This window comes from Trinickia sp. (genome assembly GCF_051954495.1).
GTDB lineage: Bacteria > Pseudomonadota > Gammaproteobacteria > Burkholderiales > Burkholderiaceae > Trinickia.
In genome coordinates, this window is sequence record NZ_JBQCHR010000120.1 from 35,142 (window position 1) to 50,685 (window position 15,544).

16 protein-coding genes are annotated in these 15,544 nt (G+C 64.5%); 9 read left to right on the forward strand and 7 right to left on the reverse strand.

Translation table 11 applies throughout. The annotated features are described in order from the left end of the window. Positions 1 to 76 precede the first annotated feature (76 nt). Complete coding sequence (gene nodI, locus ACTHNR_RS16130) at positions 77 to 991, reverse strand: nodulation factor ABC transporter ATP-binding protein NodI (RefSeq protein WP_440548657.1); 915 nt, start codon at positions 989 to 991, stop codon at positions 77 to 79. 237 nt (positions 992 to 1,228) lie between these two features. Between nodI and ACTHNR_RS16135 the strand changes: the two genes are divergently transcribed. Next, positions 1,229 to 1,723 carry a universal stress protein gene (locus ACTHNR_RS16135; protein ID WP_440548658.1) on the forward strand — a complete coding sequence of 165 codons (495 nt, stop codon included), beginning with the start codon at positions 1,229 to 1,231 and terminating at the stop codon, positions 1,721 to 1,723. Between the two features lie 111 nt (positions 1,724 to 1,834). On the opposite strand, the gene ACTHNR_RS16140 is transcribed toward ACTHNR_RS16135, so the two are convergent. The 3 genes from ACTHNR_RS16140 to lexA form a co-directional block, all read right to left on the reverse strand. Continuing rightward, a complete protein-coding gene (locus ACTHNR_RS16140) occupies positions 1,835 to 2,473 on the reverse strand; it encodes a DUF2939 domain-containing protein (protein WP_440548659.1) in 639 nt (212 codons plus the stop codon). 102 nt (positions 2,474 to 2,575) lie between these two features. Continuing rightward, the gene (locus ACTHNR_RS16145) at positions 2,576 to 2,908 is read right to left on the reverse strand and encodes a hypothetical protein (protein ID WP_440548660.1); all 333 of its coding nucleotides are present in this window, start codon (positions 2,906 to 2,908) and stop codon (positions 2,576 to 2,578) included. A gap of 52 nt (positions 2,909 to 2,960) precedes the next feature. Further along, on the reverse strand, positions 2,961 to 3,608 hold the full coding sequence (gene lexA / locus ACTHNR_RS16150; protein ID WP_440548661.1) for a transcriptional repressor LexA: 648 nt from the start codon (positions 3,606 to 3,608) through the stop codon (positions 2,961 to 2,963). 203 nt (positions 3,609 to 3,811) lie between these two features. On the opposite strand from lexA, the gene ACTHNR_RS16155 reads away from it, so the two are divergent. From ACTHNR_RS16155 to ACTHNR_RS16180, 6 genes are all read left to right on the forward strand, one after another. After that, entirely contained in the window at positions 3,812 to 4,876 is a 1,065-nt protein-coding gene (locus ACTHNR_RS16155) for a sulfate ABC transporter substrate-binding protein (RefSeq protein ID WP_440548662.1), read from the forward strand. A gap of 114 nt (positions 4,877 to 4,990) precedes the next feature. After that, positions 4,991 to 5,896: a sulfate ABC transporter permease subunit CysT gene (gene cysT, locus ACTHNR_RS16160; protein ID WP_440548663.1), complete on the forward strand. Its 906-nt coding sequence runs from the start codon at positions 4,991 to 4,993 to the stop codon at positions 5,894 to 5,896. After that, complete coding sequence (cysW, locus tag ACTHNR_RS16165; RefSeq protein ID WP_440548664.1) at positions 5,893 to 6,777, forward strand: sulfate ABC transporter permease subunit CysW; 885 nt, start codon at positions 5,893 to 5,895, stop codon at positions 6,775 to 6,777. The genes cysT and cysW overlap by 4 nt, the downstream gene beginning before the upstream one ends. A gap of 22 nt (positions 6,778 to 6,799) precedes the next feature. Then, complete coding sequence (locus ACTHNR_RS16170; protein ID WP_440548665.1) at positions 6,800 to 7,879, forward strand: sulfate/molybdate ABC transporter ATP-binding protein; 1,080 nt, start codon at positions 6,800 to 6,802, stop codon at positions 7,877 to 7,879. Positions 7,880 to 7,999: 120 nt separating this feature from the next. Next, on the forward strand, positions 8,000 to 8,926 hold the full coding sequence (locus tag ACTHNR_RS16175; protein ID WP_440548666.1) for a CysB family HTH-type transcriptional regulator: 927 nt from the start codon (positions 8,000 to 8,002) through the stop codon (positions 8,924 to 8,926). A gap of 90 nt (positions 8,927 to 9,016) precedes the next feature. Further along, on the forward strand, positions 9,017 to 10,048 hold the full coding sequence (locus ACTHNR_RS16180; RefSeq protein ID WP_440548667.1) for an asparaginase: 1,032 nt from the start codon (positions 9,017 to 9,019) through the stop codon (positions 10,046 to 10,048). A 275-nt stretch (positions 10,049 to 10,323) separates the two neighbouring features. On the opposite strand, the gene ACTHNR_RS16185 is transcribed toward ACTHNR_RS16180, so the two are convergent. The 3 genes from ACTHNR_RS16185 to gcl all read right to left on the reverse strand — a co-directional run bounded on the left by ACTHNR_RS16185 (position 10,324) and on the right by gcl (position 13,977). Continuing rightward, positions 10,324 to 11,229, reverse strand: coding sequence for a 2-hydroxy-3-oxopropionate reductase (locus tag ACTHNR_RS16185; protein WP_440548668.1), 906 nt, complete (start codon positions 11,227 to 11,229; stop codon positions 10,324 to 10,326). Between the two features lie 75 nt (positions 11,230 to 11,304). Next, entirely contained in the window at positions 11,305 to 12,099 is a 795-nt protein-coding gene (gene hyi / locus ACTHNR_RS16190) for a hydroxypyruvate isomerase (RefSeq protein ID WP_440548669.1), read from the reverse strand. Positions 12,100 to 12,201: 102 nt separating this feature from the next. Then, positions 12,202 to 13,977, reverse strand: a complete 1,776-nt coding sequence (gcl, locus tag ACTHNR_RS16195) for a glyoxylate carboligase (RefSeq protein WP_440548670.1) — start codon at positions 13,975 to 13,977, stop codon at positions 12,202 to 12,204. A gap of 137 nt (positions 13,978 to 14,114) precedes the next feature. Between gcl and ACTHNR_RS16200 the strand changes: the two genes are divergently transcribed. Continuing rightward, on the forward strand, positions 14,115 to 15,029 hold the full coding sequence (locus ACTHNR_RS16200; RefSeq protein ID WP_440548671.1) for a LysR substrate-binding domain-containing protein: 915 nt from the start codon (positions 14,115 to 14,117) through the stop codon (positions 15,027 to 15,029). Between the two features lie 146 nt (positions 15,030 to 15,175). Further along, a partial coding sequence (gene rpsF / locus ACTHNR_RS16205) for a 30S ribosomal protein S6 (protein ID WP_440548672.1) occupies positions 15,176 to 15,544 on the forward strand: 369 nt, incomplete at its 3' end.

The window sequence follows — 15,544 nt, forward strand, 5'->3', positions numbered from 1 at the left end:
GTATCGAAGGAAGGGGCATCCATCTCGGCAGTCTTTGGCTCTCTTGAATCTTTCGAGTCTCTTGAACGACGAGCGCTCAATCTTGCATTTCACGTCCCGTCAATCTCAAAAACACATCTTCGAGATTGGCTGGCCGGTGAACGTAGCGCAAGCCCGGACGTCCGGCCAACCGAGCATTGACGGGCGCGGGATCGCGGACATAGCAAAATAGCGTCTCGCCGCTGATTTCGGCGCGTTCGGCAAACGGCGCCAACTCGTCGCGCAGCGCTTCCGGGGCCGTGCCGTAGATCTCGATCACGTCGCAGCCGATTTCCTTCGCGATGAGTTCGTTCGGCGCGCCCTCGGCGATTTTTCGGCCTTCCTCGATGATGCACAGCCGATGGCAGAGCCGTTCCGCTTCTTCCATGAAATGCGTCGTCAGCAGGATCGTCTTTCCTCTAGCAAGCAACGAGCGCAGCCGATCCCAAATCAAATGGCGCGCTTGCGGGTCGAGGCCCGTCGTCGGTTCGTCTAGGATCAGAACGTCGGGATCGTTGATCAGCGATCGCGCCAGCGTGAGCCGACGCTTCATGCCGCCCGACAGTTCGCCTACGCGTGCGTCCGCTTTGTTTTCCAGGCGCGCGAACTCGAGCAGCTCCGGCACCATGGCGCGCGTCTTGCTCACGGATAGGCCAAAGTAGCGGCCGAACACGAGCAGGTTTTCTCGGACACTGAAATCGGGATCCAAATTGTCGAATTGAGGCACCACGCCCACCCGTTGCCGGGCGAAGCGCGCCTCGGACGGAACGGTATAGCCGCATAGTGCGATCGCGCCCGCGTCGGGCTCGGTCAGACCGAGCATCATTTTGAGCGTGGTGGTTTTGCCCGCGCCGTTCGGGCCGAGCAGGCCGAAACACTCGCCGGCGCGAACGTGGAACGATAAGCCGTCCACGACGGTTTTATCGCCGTAGCGTTTGACGACATCGTGAAATTCGATGGTGTTGTTGGACATGAGCACGAACGAGAGGGGCCGTACGCTGGGCCTCATTCTATTGCATAGCGCGTCGATGCCCCGTTCGGGTGCGCTGCGCTTGCACAGAGGCGGCGCAGCGGTCGGCGCCGATAGAGCGGTGGTGTATGCGCATATGAACAGACTACGGCTAAGCGTTTTCCTAGTCTTGCAAGACCTAATGCGTCGCACCATGATGGAAACGACGAACCGCGATCGGCGCGGGCTGGGAGGCCAACCATGGCAAGCTACAAAAAAATTCTGTTGTGCTACGACGGCACGCGCGAAGGACGCAAGGCGCTACGGTGCGGCGCAGACCTCGCACTCGATCTGAAGGCGGAAACGCACTTGCTGTCCGTCGTCGATATGCGCACGAGCATCGCGCAGAGCGCCGGGCTGTTGACGGACGTTGCGTGCGGTCGTTTCGAGGACGCCGCCCGCGAAATTCTGCAGGAGGGCGTTGACTGGCTCACCGAGCGCGGCGTACTGGCTCATGGGCACTTTGCCTTTGGTCACCCAATCGACGAAATCGCCAATCTCGCGGAAGAGCTGAAGGTCGATCTCGTCGTCGTCGGCCATCGCTCGCGCAGCGGCTTGTCGCGATGGTGGATGGGCTCGGGCAATACGCCGTTGCTCGATCGAGTGTCGTGCAGCATTCTGGTGGCGGTGTCGACAGCGCATGAGCCGGACGTCAGCGTATCCGCAACCGCCACGGCAGGTGGCGCGACGACCTGATCGAGGAGGTCGTTCCCTTACAAATAGCCGCTGGGGCTCGCTTCTCAGCGACGATGAGTTTCACGCCGCGCCGGCTGCCGCCGGCGGTTTCAAGCGGCAGGCCAGGTCCCGTCAGGACGGCAGTTCGACGGCGTCCAGTTGCCAGGAGAACCAACCGCGGCGATGAAAGATGACGCTGTAGGGCGGGCTGTCGCCGCCGCGCGCGTAGGTGACGGCGAACGTGTCGACGTCGCGATAGCCGGCACTGCCCTTGGCGCGCGGAGCGCCCGATTGCGCGCCGGCCGGCGCCGACGATACCGCGGACGGCGCTTGCTGTTGCTGTGCTTGGTCTTCTGATGGCTGGTCGCCCGCGGACGGCGGGACTTCGCCCGGATCACCCTTAGGCGGCATGCCCGCCAAGAGCGCCGCCACGCCGTCGGGCGTCGCATAAGCGTCGACAAGCGGATTGACGAGCGCCATGCCGACCAATGCGCCAAGGGCCGCAAGCGGGTGCTGAAGCTTCTGCGTGTCGACGCGACGGCTCAACATCTGCGTGACCTGCTGTTTCAGGCTGGCTCTCAACGCGGGATAGTCGACGTAGCGATCGATCGTTTGCGAATCGCGCGCTTGCACGGCATCGTGCAGCCGGTTGAGGATCAAGTAGGGCGACGCGTACGAGAGTACGACCACCAGGACGACGATGATGGCAACGGCGGTGGCAATGACTGCCGACAGCGGTTTTCGAGCCGGAGAGCGGTTTTCGAGTGTCATGAATAGTCGGCCTTCGTCGATAGGATGTGGGTCAGTGCTAATCGACAGCGGCCGGACCGAAACGATCCCTGCTGCCGATGACGAAGGTCTCGATCGACCGCATTACGCGATTGCCGCGCCCGCGCGCTCGTCGTCGATGCAGCGATCGATCATTTGGCAAACCGCGTCGATCGTGCCCACGAGAATGACGCGCGATGCGCCATGATAGACCCGCACGGGCGCGCGCCGCGCCGGTTCCGCATGCAGTGCGCTATTGAGCGACACCCGTGCGAACGCGGGGAGCGCCGCGGGCTGCATGCCGGCGCGTGACGCGCCGTCAGGCTCGGGCGCCGGTTGCGAAGCGGTCCAGTCGAGCGGCGGGCACGGGATGACGCCGCGCAAATGGCGCAGGCGGCCGAAAGAGCGAAAGGGCATGAGGCGGGCAAGGCGATCCATGACGTCTCCTAAACGTGATCGAAGTCAGGTGATCAGAGTCAGCTGTTCAGAGTCAGAGTTCGGTCGGGCGGATAAGGCCGACCGCGATGCCTTCGAGCGCGAACTCCGCGCTGCCGGCCCGCACGAAGATGTTTTCGTAATCGGGGTTCTCGGCAATGAGTTCGATGCCGTCGGAGCGCCGTTTCAGGCGCTTGACCGTCACGTCGTCGCCTAGTCGCGCCACGATGATTTGCCCGTCTTTGGCTTCGGTCCGCTTTTGCACCGCGAGCAGATCGCCGTCGAGGATGCCGGCGTCGCGCATCGACAGGCCGCGCACCTTCAGCAAATAGTCGGGCTTGCTCGAGAAGAGCGCGGGATCGCACGCGTAGTGCTGCGAAATGTGTTCTTGGGCAAGGATTGGGCTACCTGCCGCGACGCGACCGACGAGCGGCAACGACAACTGCATGATCGCCGGATGCGGCAACGAGAACTGATGAGGCATGTCCTCCGCCGCAACCAGGCGAATACCGCGCGATGCGCCGGCCGCCAATTCGATCACGCCCTTGCGCGCCAGCGCCCGCAGATGTTCTTCCGCCGAGTTGGCCGAGGAAAAGCCAAGCGCCGCCGCGATTTCCGCGCGCGTGGGCGGATAGCCGCTTTGCTCGATCGATTGCCGAATCAAATCGTAAACCTGCTGCTGACGTGCGGTAAGTTTGGTCATAGCGCCACTGTATGGATAGACAGTCTCTGTATTTTTATACAGTATCGGCGGAATTTCAAGTCTGATGTTGCGACCCCGCCCTGTCCGGCCTCCTTAGCAGAAATCGGTATTTAAAAATGAAGTTTTATTCGTTCTGGTAATAAGCTGCGGTGGCTAGACTGGCTCGACCATCAAAAAGGGCGCGAGCCGCCGCGGGGAATCGAATGGATTTTGAGAACACGAACAAGGTTGCGCCGGGCCGTGGCCCGGCTACGCTCGCCGCGCGCACCATCTTTGCCGGGCTCACGGCCGCCCTGACTGTTGCGTTGGCGAGCGCCGCCGCCCCGGCCCGTGCGGATACCGTCCTGCTGAACGTTTCCTACGATCCGACGCGCGAATTGTACGAGCAGGTCAATCGCGCCTTCGCGCCCGCATGGAAAGCGCAAACCGGCGAAACGCTCACCATTCGCCAGTCGCATGGCGGGTCGGGCGCACAGGCGCGGTCGGTGCTCGACGGCCTGCAGGCCGATGTCGTTACGCTCGCGCTGGCCTACGACATCGATGCGCTCGCCGGGCGCGGTCTCGTCGCGCCCGATTGGCAGAAGCAGCTGCCGAACAATGCCGCGCCCTACACGTCGACGATCGTGTTCCTCGTGCGGCACGGCAATCCGAAGCACATCAAGGACTGGGACGACCTCGTGAAGCCGGGGGTGTCGATCGTCACCCCGAACCCGAAGACATCGGGCGGCGCGCGATGGAATTACCTTGCGGCATGGGCCTATGCTCGCCATCGGCCGAATGGGAACGACGAGAGCGCACGCGCGTTCGTCACCCAGCTTTATCGCAATGCGGGAGTGCTCGATTCGGGCTCGCGCGGCGCGACGACCAGCTTCGTCCAGCGCGGTCTCGGCGATGTCCTCATCGCCTGGGAGAACGAGGCGTTCCTTGCGCGGCGGGAGTTCGGCGCGGACAAATTCGAGATCGTGGTGCCGTCGGCGAGCATCCTAGCCGAGCCGCCGGTGGCCGTCGTCGACAAGGTCGTCGACAAGCATGGCACGCGCAAGCTGGCCGAGGCTTATCTACGCTTTCTTTATTCGGAGCAGGGCCAGGAGATCGCGGCCCGCAACTTCTACCGCCCGCGTTCGCCGCAGGTGCCGGCGGCGCTCACGGCCCAGTTTCCGCAGCTGAAGCTTTATACGGTGGACGCGGAGTTCGGCGGCTGGCGGGCGGCGCAAAAGACGCATTTCGCCGACGGCGGCGTGTTCGATTCGATCTATCAGCCGAAGTGATGTGATGTACCGCCGCGCGACGACGCGGACGACAACGACGATCGGCGCACCGAGGCGTGCGCCGGCAACGGGCCTTTGCGGCCACCCTGTCAAAGTAAGAGAAGAGCGAGCAGCATGAGCACCCTCGGTTTCCGCAAGGCGAGCGCATTGCCGGGCTTCGGCGTGACGTTCGGCATCACAGTGGCCTACTTGAGCCTCGTGGTGCTGATTCCGCTTGCCGCGACGTTCCTCAAGACGGCGTCGCTCGACGCCGCCCGCTTTCTAGCGGTCGTCACCGCGCCTCGCGTGCTTGCCGCCTATCGGCTCACGTTCGGCGCGGCCTTGTCCGCGGCGCTGATCAATGTGGTGTTCGGCATGCTCGTCGCCTGGGTGCTCGTGCGCTATCCGTTCCGGGGCCGGCGGCTCGTCGATGCGATCGTCGACCTGCCTTTCGCATTGCCCACCTCGGTGGCCGGTATCTCGCTTGCGGCCGTGTATGCCCAGAACGGCTGGATCGGCCGATGGCTCGCGCCGCTCGGCCTGAAGGTCGCTTTCGGGCCGCTAGGGGTGCTCGTGGCGTTGACGTTCATCGGACTGCCTTTCGTCGTGCGCACGGTGCAGCCGATCCTCGAGGATTTCGAGCGCGAACAGGAAGAGGCGGCGGCCTGCCTCGGCGCGACGCGCGCGCAGACGTTCCTTCGGGTCGTCTTGCCCGCGCTCGCACCGGCATTAGCGACAGGTTTTGCACTCGCCTTCGCCCGCGCGCTCGGCGAATACGGCTCGGTCATCTTCATCGCGGGCAACGTACCGATGAGGTCCGAAGTCATCTCGCTGCTCATCGTCACCAAGCTCGAACAGTACGACTACGCGGGGGCGACCGCTTTGGCGGTCGTCATGCTTACGGCCTCGTTTCTCATGCTGCTCGTCATCAACGCATTGCAGTGGCGTTGGCAACGGCGGGGCGCATCCGCGCATGGGCGGCCGGCGACGGGCGACGACGTGCCCGAGAACGTCCATCGCATTTCCGGAGACTCACGATGAGCCACGTTGCCGTGATTAGCGACGCCTCCCACCGCGCCGGGTTCGAGCCGGCCCGTCGACGCGCCGAATCCCGAGTGTTGCGCTGGGCTTTGACCGCCGCCGCGCTGGCGTTTCTCGGGCTCTTTCTCGTCGTTCCGCTCGTCGCCGTATTCGACGAAGCATTGAGCAAGGGCGTGCGTTTCTACGCCGCATCGCTCGCCGACCCCGATGCACGCGCCGCCGTTTGGCTGACGCTATCGGTCGCGCTGATCGCCGTTCCGTCCAATGTGGTTTTCGGGCTTGCGGCCTCATGGGCCATCGCGAAATTCGAATTCAAGGGCAAAGCATTGCTCACGACGTTGATCGATCTGCCGTTCTCCGTTTCGCCCGTCGTCTCGGGGCTCGTCTACGTTCTGCTGTTCGGTGCTCAAGGCTGGTTCGGGCCCTGGCTGTCCTCGCATGATGTCCAGATCGTGTTCGCCGTGCCCGGCATCGTGCTCGCCACGATTTTCGTCACGTTTCCGTTCGTCGCGCGCGAACTGATTCCGCTCATGCAAGCGCAGGGTGCGCAGGAAGAGGAGGCCGCGCGCGTGTTGGGCGCATCCGTTTGGCAGATATGGCGGCGCGTCACCTTGCCGAACGTGAAGTGGGGCCTGCTGTACGGCGTTATCCTCTGCAACGCGCGGGCGATGGGCGAATTCGGCGCGGTTTCCGTCGTTTCGGGGCACATTCGCGGGCAGACCAACACCATGCCGCTCGCGGTCGAAATGCTCTACAACGATTACAACTTCGCGGCCGCCTTCGCACTCGCGTCGGTGCTCGCGCTGATCGCGCTCGCAACGCTGGGCCTGAAGCTGTTGGCCGAACGCCACCTCGCGGCCGACGCGCTCGCACGCCGCTGAATTTTCCATGAGGAATGAGACGATGAGCATCATCGTTCGAAACTTGACCAAGCGCTTCGGCGATTTCACCGCCCTCGACAACGTCTCGCTCGAATTCGCGTCCGGCGAACTGGTCGCGCTGATCGGCCCCTCGGGCTGCGGCAAGACCACGTTGCTGCGCGTCATCGCGGGCCTTGAAACGCCCGATGCCGGCGAAGTCGTCCTGGGCGGCCGCGACGTGGGCGCGCTCGATACGCGCGAGCGGCGCATCGGCTTCGTGTTCCAGCACTACGCGCTGTTTCGCCATATGAGCGTGTTCGAGAACATCGCATTCGGGTTGCGCGTCAAGCCACGCGAAGAGCGGCCGTCCGAGCGCGCGATTCGCGAACGCGTGAACGAGCTGCTCGCGCTCGTGCAGCTCCAACCGTTGGCCGATCGCTATCCTTCCTCGCTCTCGGGCGGACAGCGCCAGCGCATCGCGCTGGCACGGGCGCTGGCGGTCGAGCCGAGCGTGCTGCTGCTCGACGAACCGTTCGGCGCGCTAGATGCGAAGGTGCGCAAGGAACTGCGCGCCTGGCTGCGGCGGCTGCACGATGAGCTGGCCATCTCGACGATCTTCGTCACGCACGATCAGGACGAAGCGCTCGACGTCGCCGATCGGATCGTGGTCATGAATCGTGGGCGAGTAGAGCAGGCCGGCAGCCCGCAAGCGGTCTACGACGATCCTCATACGCCGTTCGTGCATGCGTTCCTCGGCGCGGCCAACCGGTTCGACGGGCATCTGGGGCCGCACGGTTTCCTGGCCGATGGCGCGCCTGCCCCGTTCGCCGCCGATGCAACCGGGGCGGCTTGCGCGCAGCCAGATGTCGAACCCGCGCACGCGTACGTTCGTCCGCACGACCTCGACATTCATCCGCGCCGCTCTGGGCGTACGGACGGCATCGATGCGCACGTGCGCCGAGTCATCGCGCGCGGCGCTTCGGTGCGTATCGAGCTCGTCGGCAGGGCCGGGCCTCTCGAAGCGGAACTCGAGCGCGATGCCTGGCGCTCGCTGGGTCTGCGCGAAGGCGACGGCGTCATTGTCGTTCCGAGGAAGTGGCGCGCATTTGCGCAATCTAAGTGACGCGTACCATGCGGCGCCGGCGAGTCCGGCGCCGCCTTGGGAGCGGATGCGGGAGCGCGGACCGCGCCGCTTCGACACATCGACTACCAAAGCCGCGCTTTGTCGAAGAGAGAGGCATGCATGAACTTCCAGCAACTGCGCTTCGTGCGCGAAGCGGTGCGCCGCAATTTGAATTTGACGGAGGTGGCCAACGCCCTGTTCACCTCCCAATCGGGCGTCTCCAAGCAGATCAAGGATCTCGAGGACGAACTCGGGATCGACATCTTCGTGCGCCGCGGCAAGCGGCTCACGGGCCTCACGGAACCCGGCAAGGCCGTGCATCAATTGATCGAGCGCATGTTGCTCGATGCGGAAAACATGCGCCGCGTCGCTCGCCAGTACGCCGACGAAGACACGGGGCACCTCGTGGTCGCGACGACGCACACGCAGGCGCGCTACGCGTTGCCCAAGGTCGTGCGCGAATTCACGCAGGTGTTCCCCAAGGTGCAGCTCGCGCTGCGGCAAGGCAGTCCGCGGCAAATCGCGCAGATGCTCATCGAGGGCGAGGCGGACATCGCCATTTCGACCGAAGCGCTGGACCGCTTTGCCGATATCGTTACGTTTCCCTGCTATTCGTGGCATCACGTCGTCGTCGTGCCGAAAGGGCACCCGCTCGTCGGGCGCGAGAACGTCTCGCTGGAAGACGTCGCCGACTATCCGATCATCACTTACGACCGGGACTTCACGGGCCGCTCGCATATCGACGAATCGTTCGCGAAGGCAGGGGCGATTCCCGATGTCGTGCTGACGGCGATCGATGCCGACGTCATCAAAACGTATGTCGAGCTGGGGATGGGCGTGGGCATCGTCGCGGCGATGGCCTACGATCCGAAGCGCGATGCCGAACTCGTCGCGCTGCCTTCGCAGCACCTGTTCGAAGGCAGCACGACGCGCGTGGGGCTGCGCAAGGGGGCGTTCATGCGCGCATACGCCTATCGGTTCATCGAGATGTTCGCGCCTCAGCTTTCCGAGGCCGATATGGCGGGGCAGTTGCGCGAGGCGTCGTAAAGGGGAAAAGCCGCGCGACCGAAGCGAGCCGAGGGATATCGGATCGCCGGGAGAATCAGGCCTATTTTCCCCATGGCCCACGCGGTTAAAATGGCGCCCATGACTACGACCCAATCTCCCGCTTCCCCCGCGGCGCTGCCGCGCATCGCCGTCCTCGCCACCGGCGGCACGATCGCCGGATCCGCCGCCGATGCCGCCAATACCTCCGGCTATCAGGCCGGCGTCGTCGGCGTCGATCGCCTGCTGGCGGCCGTCCCCGCGCTTTCGCAGGTCGCCCGGATCGAGGCCGAGCAAGTTGCGAGCATCGACAGCAAGGATCTCGACGTCGCGCTTTGGACGACGCTCGCCGCGCGGATCATGGCGCTAGCCGCGCGCGAGGACATCGACGGGATCGTCGTCACGCACGGCACCGATACGCTCGAGGAAACGGCGTATGCCCTGCATTTGACCGTCAAGACCGACAAGCCGGTGGTCATGACGGCGGCCATGCGGCCTTCGTCGGCGCTTTCCGCCGATGGGCCGCTGAACCTGCTCGGCGCGATCACGGTTGCCGGTTCGCCGGCCGCGCGCGGTCAGGGCGTGCTGGTGGCCTTCAACAATCGAATCCACAGTGCGCGCGACATCGTGAAAACGAGCACTTACGCCGTCGACGCGTTTCAGTCTCCCGAGATCGGGGCCCTCGGCTGGGTGCAGGACGGCCGCGTCGAATTTCAGCGCACCGTCGTTCGGCCGCATACGGTCGCGACGCCGTTCGTCGCGAGCGAGGCCTGGCCGCTCGTCGAGATCGTCGTGAGCTATGCGGGCGCGTCGAGGGCGGCGGTCGACGCGTTCGTCGCTGGGGGCGCGCGCGGGATCGTGGTCGCGGGCACCGGCAACGGCTCGATCCATGCATCCGTGCAAACGGCGCTCAGCGAAGCGCGTGCGCGCGGCGTGGCGGTGGTGAGAGCCTCGCGCGTCGGTTCGGGCCACGTCATGCGCAACGGCGCCGCGCCTGACGACGCATGCGGCTTCGTGAGCGCGGGCACGTTGAATCCCTACAAGGCGCGCGTGCTGCTGATGCTGGCGTTGGCGGCGGGCGAAAGCGAGCCGGCTGCGCTTCAGCGAGTTTTCGATACGTACTGAAGAGTGGAAAATCCGACAGACGGACACCCGACGACGACGTCTGACCGACCAAGGCTTCCCCGGCGTCGCCGGGTGCCGCTGCGGACCCCACTGCCGCTCTCAGCCCGAAAGCGGCTTTTGCCTCTCCGCCCGTGTGCGAGTCTCGATCCCGCCGGCGCCACGTATCTCGCGATGCGTGGTCCGTGCAAGGTCTCCTCTCTCACGCGAGGGCGAGGCGCCCCACGTGCCGGCCGGTCGAGGCGAATCGAACGGCCGAATCCTGTCTACCGTGCGCCTTAAGCCGCGCGCGCTTGTTCCGGCGCTTCCGCGATCTCGAAGCCACCCATGATTTCGAGCGCGCGCAAGAGCGCCGAGTGATCCCATCCGCCGCCGCCGTGCGCGGCGCACACGCTGAAAAGTTGCTGGGCGCTGGCGGTGTGCGGCAGCGCGATACCGAGCTTGCGCGCGCCGTCCAGGGCCAGGTTCAGATCCTTGCGGTGCAGATCGATGCGAAAACCGGGCTTGAACGTACGCTTGGTCATGCGTTCGCCATGCACTTCGAGAATGCGCGAGGAGGCGAAGCCACCCATTAGCGCGCGGCGCACGCGTTCGGGATCGGCGCCGGAGCGCGCGGCGAATAAAAGGGCTTCGGCAACGGCTTCGATGTTCAGCGCGACGATGATCTGGTTGGCGACCTTGCAGGTCTGGCCCGCGCCGTTGTCGCCCACGAGCGAGATGTTCTTGCCCATCAGTTCGAACAGCGGTTTGGCGCGCTCGAACGCGCTTTCGGGGCCGCCCACCATGATCGAGAGCGTTGCTTCGCGAGCGCCGACCTCCCCGCCCGAAACGGGCGCGTCGAGGTAGTCGCAGCCGAGCGCGTTGATGCGCTTGGCGAAATCCTGCGTGTCGAGCGGCGAAATCGAGCTCATGTCGATCACGAGCTTGCCCGTCGAGAGGCCCTTGGCCACGCCGTCATCGGCGAACAGCACGTTCGCGACGTCGGGCGTATCGGGCACCATCGAAATGACGATGTCAGCCTCGCGTGCGACGGCCGTCGAATCGGCCAAGACGCGCGTGCTGTCGCGCAGGTCGTCCGGTACCGGGTAAGCGCCGTTGACGCAAAGCGAGTGTCCGCCCTTGATGAGGTTGCGCGCCATGTGCGCGCCCATGATGCCGAGGCCGATGAATCCGATCTTTGCCATGTCGATGTATTCCGTTTAGCGGTAGGTCGTGTTGGATTGGGGCGGGGCGCGGCCCCGCGGTCGCCGACGTAGACGTCAGCGGGCGCCGTGTTGGCCGGCGATATCGCGCAGCCACGTGAGTCCTTCCAGCGTGGTCGTGCGCGGTTTGTATTCGCAGCCGATATAGCCGGCGTAGCCGAGGCGATCGAGCCAGTCGAACAGGAACGCGTAGTTGATTTCGCCGGTGCCCGGCTCGTGCCGGCCGGGGTTGTCGGCGAGCTGGATGTGCGCGATGCGCGGCAGGTGCTTCTGCAGCGTCGCGGCAATTTCGCCCTCCATCCGCTGCATGTGATAGATGTCGTACTGCAAATAGAGGTTGTCCGACGCCACGTCGCGCATCACGTCGAGCGCTTCGCTCGACCGATTCAGCGCGAAGCCGGGGATGTCATACGAATTGCAAGGCTCGACGAGCAGCTTGATGCCTTCTGTTTGAAGCGCCGCGGCCGCATAGCGCAAGTTCTCGACGATCGTCGAGCGGGCGCGCTCGGGCGACACATCCTGAGTCGGAATACCGACGAGGCAATTGAGCTGCGGTACGCGCAGCGCCTTCGCGTACTCGATGGCGCGCCCGACGCCGTCGCGGAATTCGGCCACGCGATCGGGCAGGCAGGCGATGCCGCGCTCGCCGGCTTCCCAGTTGCCGGCGGGCAGGTTATGCAGGACGAGACGCAGACGGTTCGTCTCGAGCCGCTCGGCCAATTGCGCGGCCGAGTACGGGTAGGGAAACATAAATTCGACGGCGGTGAAGCCCGCGCGCGCCGCCGCCTCGAAACGGTCGAGGAACGGCACTTCGTTGAACAGCATGGTGAGGTTGGCTGCGAATTTCGGCATGATGCTGTGGCTCTTCGGTCGGTCAGGGGAACCGCGCTCGCCGGTGAACCGGCGAGCGTCGGGTCGTTCGATGTGTCGGGTAAGCAGCACGTCTCGCGTACATCAATCGAGCAAGGAGACGGCCGTCGGCGCGTCGTCCCGCGATTGGGCGAGCGGCTCGAACTCGTTGACGGCGTCGATCTCCGCGCCCATGGCGATGTTCGTCACGCGTTCGAGAATCACCTCGACGACGACCGGCACGTTGAATTCCGCCATCATGGCTTGCGCCTTTCTCAGGGCGGGTGCGATCTCGCCCGGCTCGAACACGCGCAGCGCCTTGCAGCCGAGACCTTCCGCCACGGCGACGTGATCGACGCCATAGCCGTTGAGTTCCGGCGCGTTGATGTTCTCGAACGCGAGCTGCACGCAGTAGTCCATTTCGAATGCGCGTTGCGCCTGACGGATCAACCCGAGGTACGAGTTGTTGACCACCACGTGCACGTACGGCAGCTTGAACTGCGCGCCGACGGCCAGCTCTTCGATCATGAACTGGAAGTCGTAATCGCCGGACAGCGCGACGATCGGACGGCTCGGGTCAGCGGCGCGCACGCCGAGCGCGGCCGGAATGGTCCAGCCGAGCGGGCCGGCTTGGCCGCAGTTGATCCAGTTGCGCGCCTGGTAGACATGCAGGAATTGCGCGGCGGCGATCTGCGACAAGCCGATCGTGCTGACATAGCACGTATCGCGACCGAACACCTTGTTCATTTCCTCATAGACGCGCTGCGGCTTGATCGGCACCTCGTCGAAGTGCGTCTTGCGCTGCATCGTGCGCTTGCGCTCGCGGCAGGCCTCGCTCCAAGCGCCGCGGTCTTTCAGCTTGCCGGCAGCCTTCCATTCGCGCGCCACCTCCACGAATAATTCGAGCGCGGCCTTCGCGTCGGATACGATGCCGAGGTCCGGGCCAAAGACCCGGCCGATTTGCGTCGGCTCGATATCGACGTGGACGAACTTGCGTCCCTTCGTATAAACCTCGACGCTGCCCGTATGCCGGTTAGCCCAGCGATTGCCGATGCCGAGCACGAAATCCGATTCGAGCATCGTTGCGTTGCCATACCGATGCGACGTCTGCAGTCCCACCATGCCGGCCATCAGCGGATGGTCGTCGGCGATCGCGCCCCACGACATCAAGGTCGGCACGACGGGCACGCCCGTGGTTTCGGCGAATTCGACGAGCAGCGCTTCGGCGCTCGCATTGACGACGCCGCCGCCCGAGACGATCAGCGGACGCTCGGCGGCGTTGAGCAACTCGAGCGCGGCTTCGATTTGCTTGCGCGTTGCTTTGGGCTTGTAGACCGGCAGCGGTTCGTAGGTTTCGATATCGAACTCGATTTCGGCCAGTTGCACGTCGATCGGGAGGTCGATCAGCACAGGGCCGGGGCGGCCAGAGCGCATGAGGTGGAACGCCTGCTGAAAGGCGCGCGGCACGAGCGCCGGCTCGCGCACGGTGACGGCCCATTTCGTGACGGGCTTGGCGATCGATTCGATGTCGACGGCCTGGAAGTCTTCCTTATAGAGCCGCGCGCGGGGCGCTTGACCCGTGATGGCGAGAATAGGAATCGAATCGGCCAAAGCCGAATAAAGTCCGGTAATCATGTCGGTGCCGGCTGGGCCCGACGTGCCGATGCATACGCCGATGTTGCCGGGGGCAGCGCGCGTGTAGCCCTCGGCCATGTGCGAAGCGCCTTCGACGTGGCGCGCGAGAACGTGGGTGACGCCGCCGGCGCGGCGCAGCGCCGAATACAGGGGATTGATGGCGGCGCCGGGCACCCCGAACGCCGTATCGATGCCTTCTTTCTCAAGCACGAGCACGGCGGCGTCGACGGCTCTCATTTTCGGCATGGGTGTCTCCTTTTCCTGTTCGTCCAATGCGTGAATCGCGGGTTAGGAGCACTGTAGGACTACCGGAAAGGTTTGATAAGATCGCTTGAAGTTCAGTATTTCGATACAAAAAGTATTGAATGCCGCAGGGGGCGAGGATGGACCGTTTCAAGCAAATCGAAACATTCGTGCGGGTGGCCGAGGCCGGGAGCCTCGCCGCGGCGGCGCTTGAAGAGGGCGTCTCCCCCGTGATTCTCGGGCGGCGCATCGATGCGCTCGAAAAGCGGCTCGGCGTGAAGCTGATGTACCGCTCGACGCGGCGGCTCGTCGTGAGCGAGGCGGGCGCGGCCTTCCTCGAACGCTGCAGGGGCTTGCTGGCCGACTGGGACCAGGCTGAAAACGAATTGGCGGCGGGGCGGCAGGCCGTCAGCGGACACTTGATCGTCTCGGCGCCCGCCGCCTTCGGCCGCAAGCACGTCGCGCCGCTCGCGCCGGCGTTCCTGGTCGACAAGCCGGGCCTGCAGATGTCGTTCAACCTGACCGACCGTGTCGTCGATCTCGTGCGCGAAGGCTATGATTTATCGATCCGAATCGGCGGCGCCGTCGATCCGAACTTCGTCGCCGTCAAGCTCGCGACGAACCGCCGCGTCGTCTGCGGTACGCCCGGATATTTCGCGCGGCACGGGCGGCCGCGTTCCCTCGAGGATCTGCTGGCTCACAACTGCCTTGCTTTCAATCTGCAAGGCGGACAGAACCGCGGCTGGTACTTTCAGCGTGGCGGCAAGCGCGTGACGATGCGCGTGGCCGGCACGCTCGACTGCAACGACGGCGAACTGCTGCACCGATGGGCGTCGGAAGGGCTGGGGCTGGGCTGGCGTTCGACTTGGGAGATCGCCGAGCAGCTCGCGCGCGGCGAACTGGAAACGGTGCTCGATGAATTCGCTCTCCCCGAATACGACATTTTGGCGGTCTACCCCCAGCAGCGCTATGTCCCGGCGAAGGTGCGGTATTTCATCGATTACTTGAAAGAGGCGTATGCCCGCGCCGGGTATTGGGGGGGAGAGGGGGCCTAAGGCCCGCGCCGGCGCAATCCGCTGCCGGAACGGGCCGATTGCATCCCGACGCCGAATCGGTTACACTTTCGGGCTTCTCACTTGCCACACCGGTTGGGGTTGTTGACCATCGACGCCCGGGTGGCTTCAATCCACAAGGAGTGTGTATGCGTCATTACGAAATCGTCTTCGTCGTGCACCCCGATCAAAGCGAGCAAGTGCCCGCGATGATCGAGCGGTACAAATCCACGATTACCGCGCGCGGTGGCAACATCCACCGCATCGAAGACTGGGGCCGTCGCCAACTGGCCTACATGATCGAGAAACTCGCGAAGGCTCACTACGTCTGCATGAACATCGAATGCGATCAAGCCACGCTCGAAGAGCTGGAGCATGCATTCAAGTTCAACGACGCCGTGCTGCGTCACCTGATCGTCAAGATGAAGAAGGCCGAAACGGGCCCGTCGCCGATGATGAAGGAAGTGCAGCGCGAAGAAGCCAAGAAGGCAGCTGCCTCGTCGCAGCCGTCCGAAGCG

Bases quoted from the DNA above. Each gene is read 5' to 3' on its own strand.
- ACTHNR_RS16175 (WP_440548666.1), top strand. From the start codon at position 8,000: ATGAACTTCCAGCAACTGCGCTTCGTGCGCGAAGCGGTGCGCCGCAAT.
- ACTHNR_RS16140 (WP_440548659.1), bottom strand. From the start codon at position 2,473: ATGACACTCGAAAACCGCTCTCCGGCTCGAAAACCGCTGTCGGCAGTC.
- hyi (WP_440548669.1), bottom strand. From the start codon at position 12,099: ATGCCGAAATTCGCAGCCAACCTCACCATGCTGTTCAACGAAGTGCCG.
- cysT (WP_440548663.1), top strand. From the start codon at position 4,991: ATGAGCACCCTCGGTTTCCGCAAGGCGAGCGCATTGCCGGGCTTCGGC.
- ACTHNR_RS16145 (WP_440548660.1), bottom strand. From the start codon at position 2,908: ATGGATCGCCTTGCCCGCCTCATGCCCTTTCGCTCTTTCGGCCGCCTG.
- gcl (WP_440548670.1), bottom strand. From the start codon at position 13,977: ATGCCGAAAATGAGAGCCGTCGACGCCGCCGTGCTCGTGCTTGAGAAA.
- ACTHNR_RS16200 (WP_440548671.1), top strand. From the start codon at position 14,115: ATGGACCGTTTCAAGCAAATCGAAACATTCGTGCGGGTGGCCGAGGCC.
- nodI (WP_440548657.1), bottom strand. From the start codon at position 991: ATGTCCAACAACACCATCGAATTTCACGATGTCGTCAAACGCTACGGC.
- ACTHNR_RS16185 (WP_440548668.1), bottom strand. From the start codon at position 11,229: ATGGCAAAGATCGGATTCATCGGCCTCGGCATCATGGGCGCGCACATG.
- ACTHNR_RS16155 (WP_440548662.1), top strand. From the start codon at position 3,812: ATGGATTTTGAGAACACGAACAAGGTTGCGCCGGGCCGTGGCCCGGCT.
- ACTHNR_RS16135 (WP_440548658.1), top strand. From the start codon at position 1,229: ATGGCAAGCTACAAAAAAATTCTGTTGTGCTACGACGGCACGCGCGAA.
- ACTHNR_RS16180 (WP_440548667.1), top strand. From the start codon at position 9,017: ATGGCGCCCATGACTACGACCCAATCTCCCGCTTCCCCCGCGGCGCTG.
- cysW (WP_440548664.1), top strand. From the start codon at position 5,893: ATGAGCCACGTTGCCGTGATTAGCGACGCCTCCCACCGCGCCGGGTTC.
- lexA (WP_440548661.1), bottom strand. From the start codon at position 3,608: ATGACCAAACTTACCGCACGTCAGCAGCAGGTTTACGATTTGATTCGG.
- ACTHNR_RS16170 (WP_440548665.1), top strand. From the start codon at position 6,800: ATGAGCATCATCGTTCGAAACTTGACCAAGCGCTTCGGCGATTTCACC.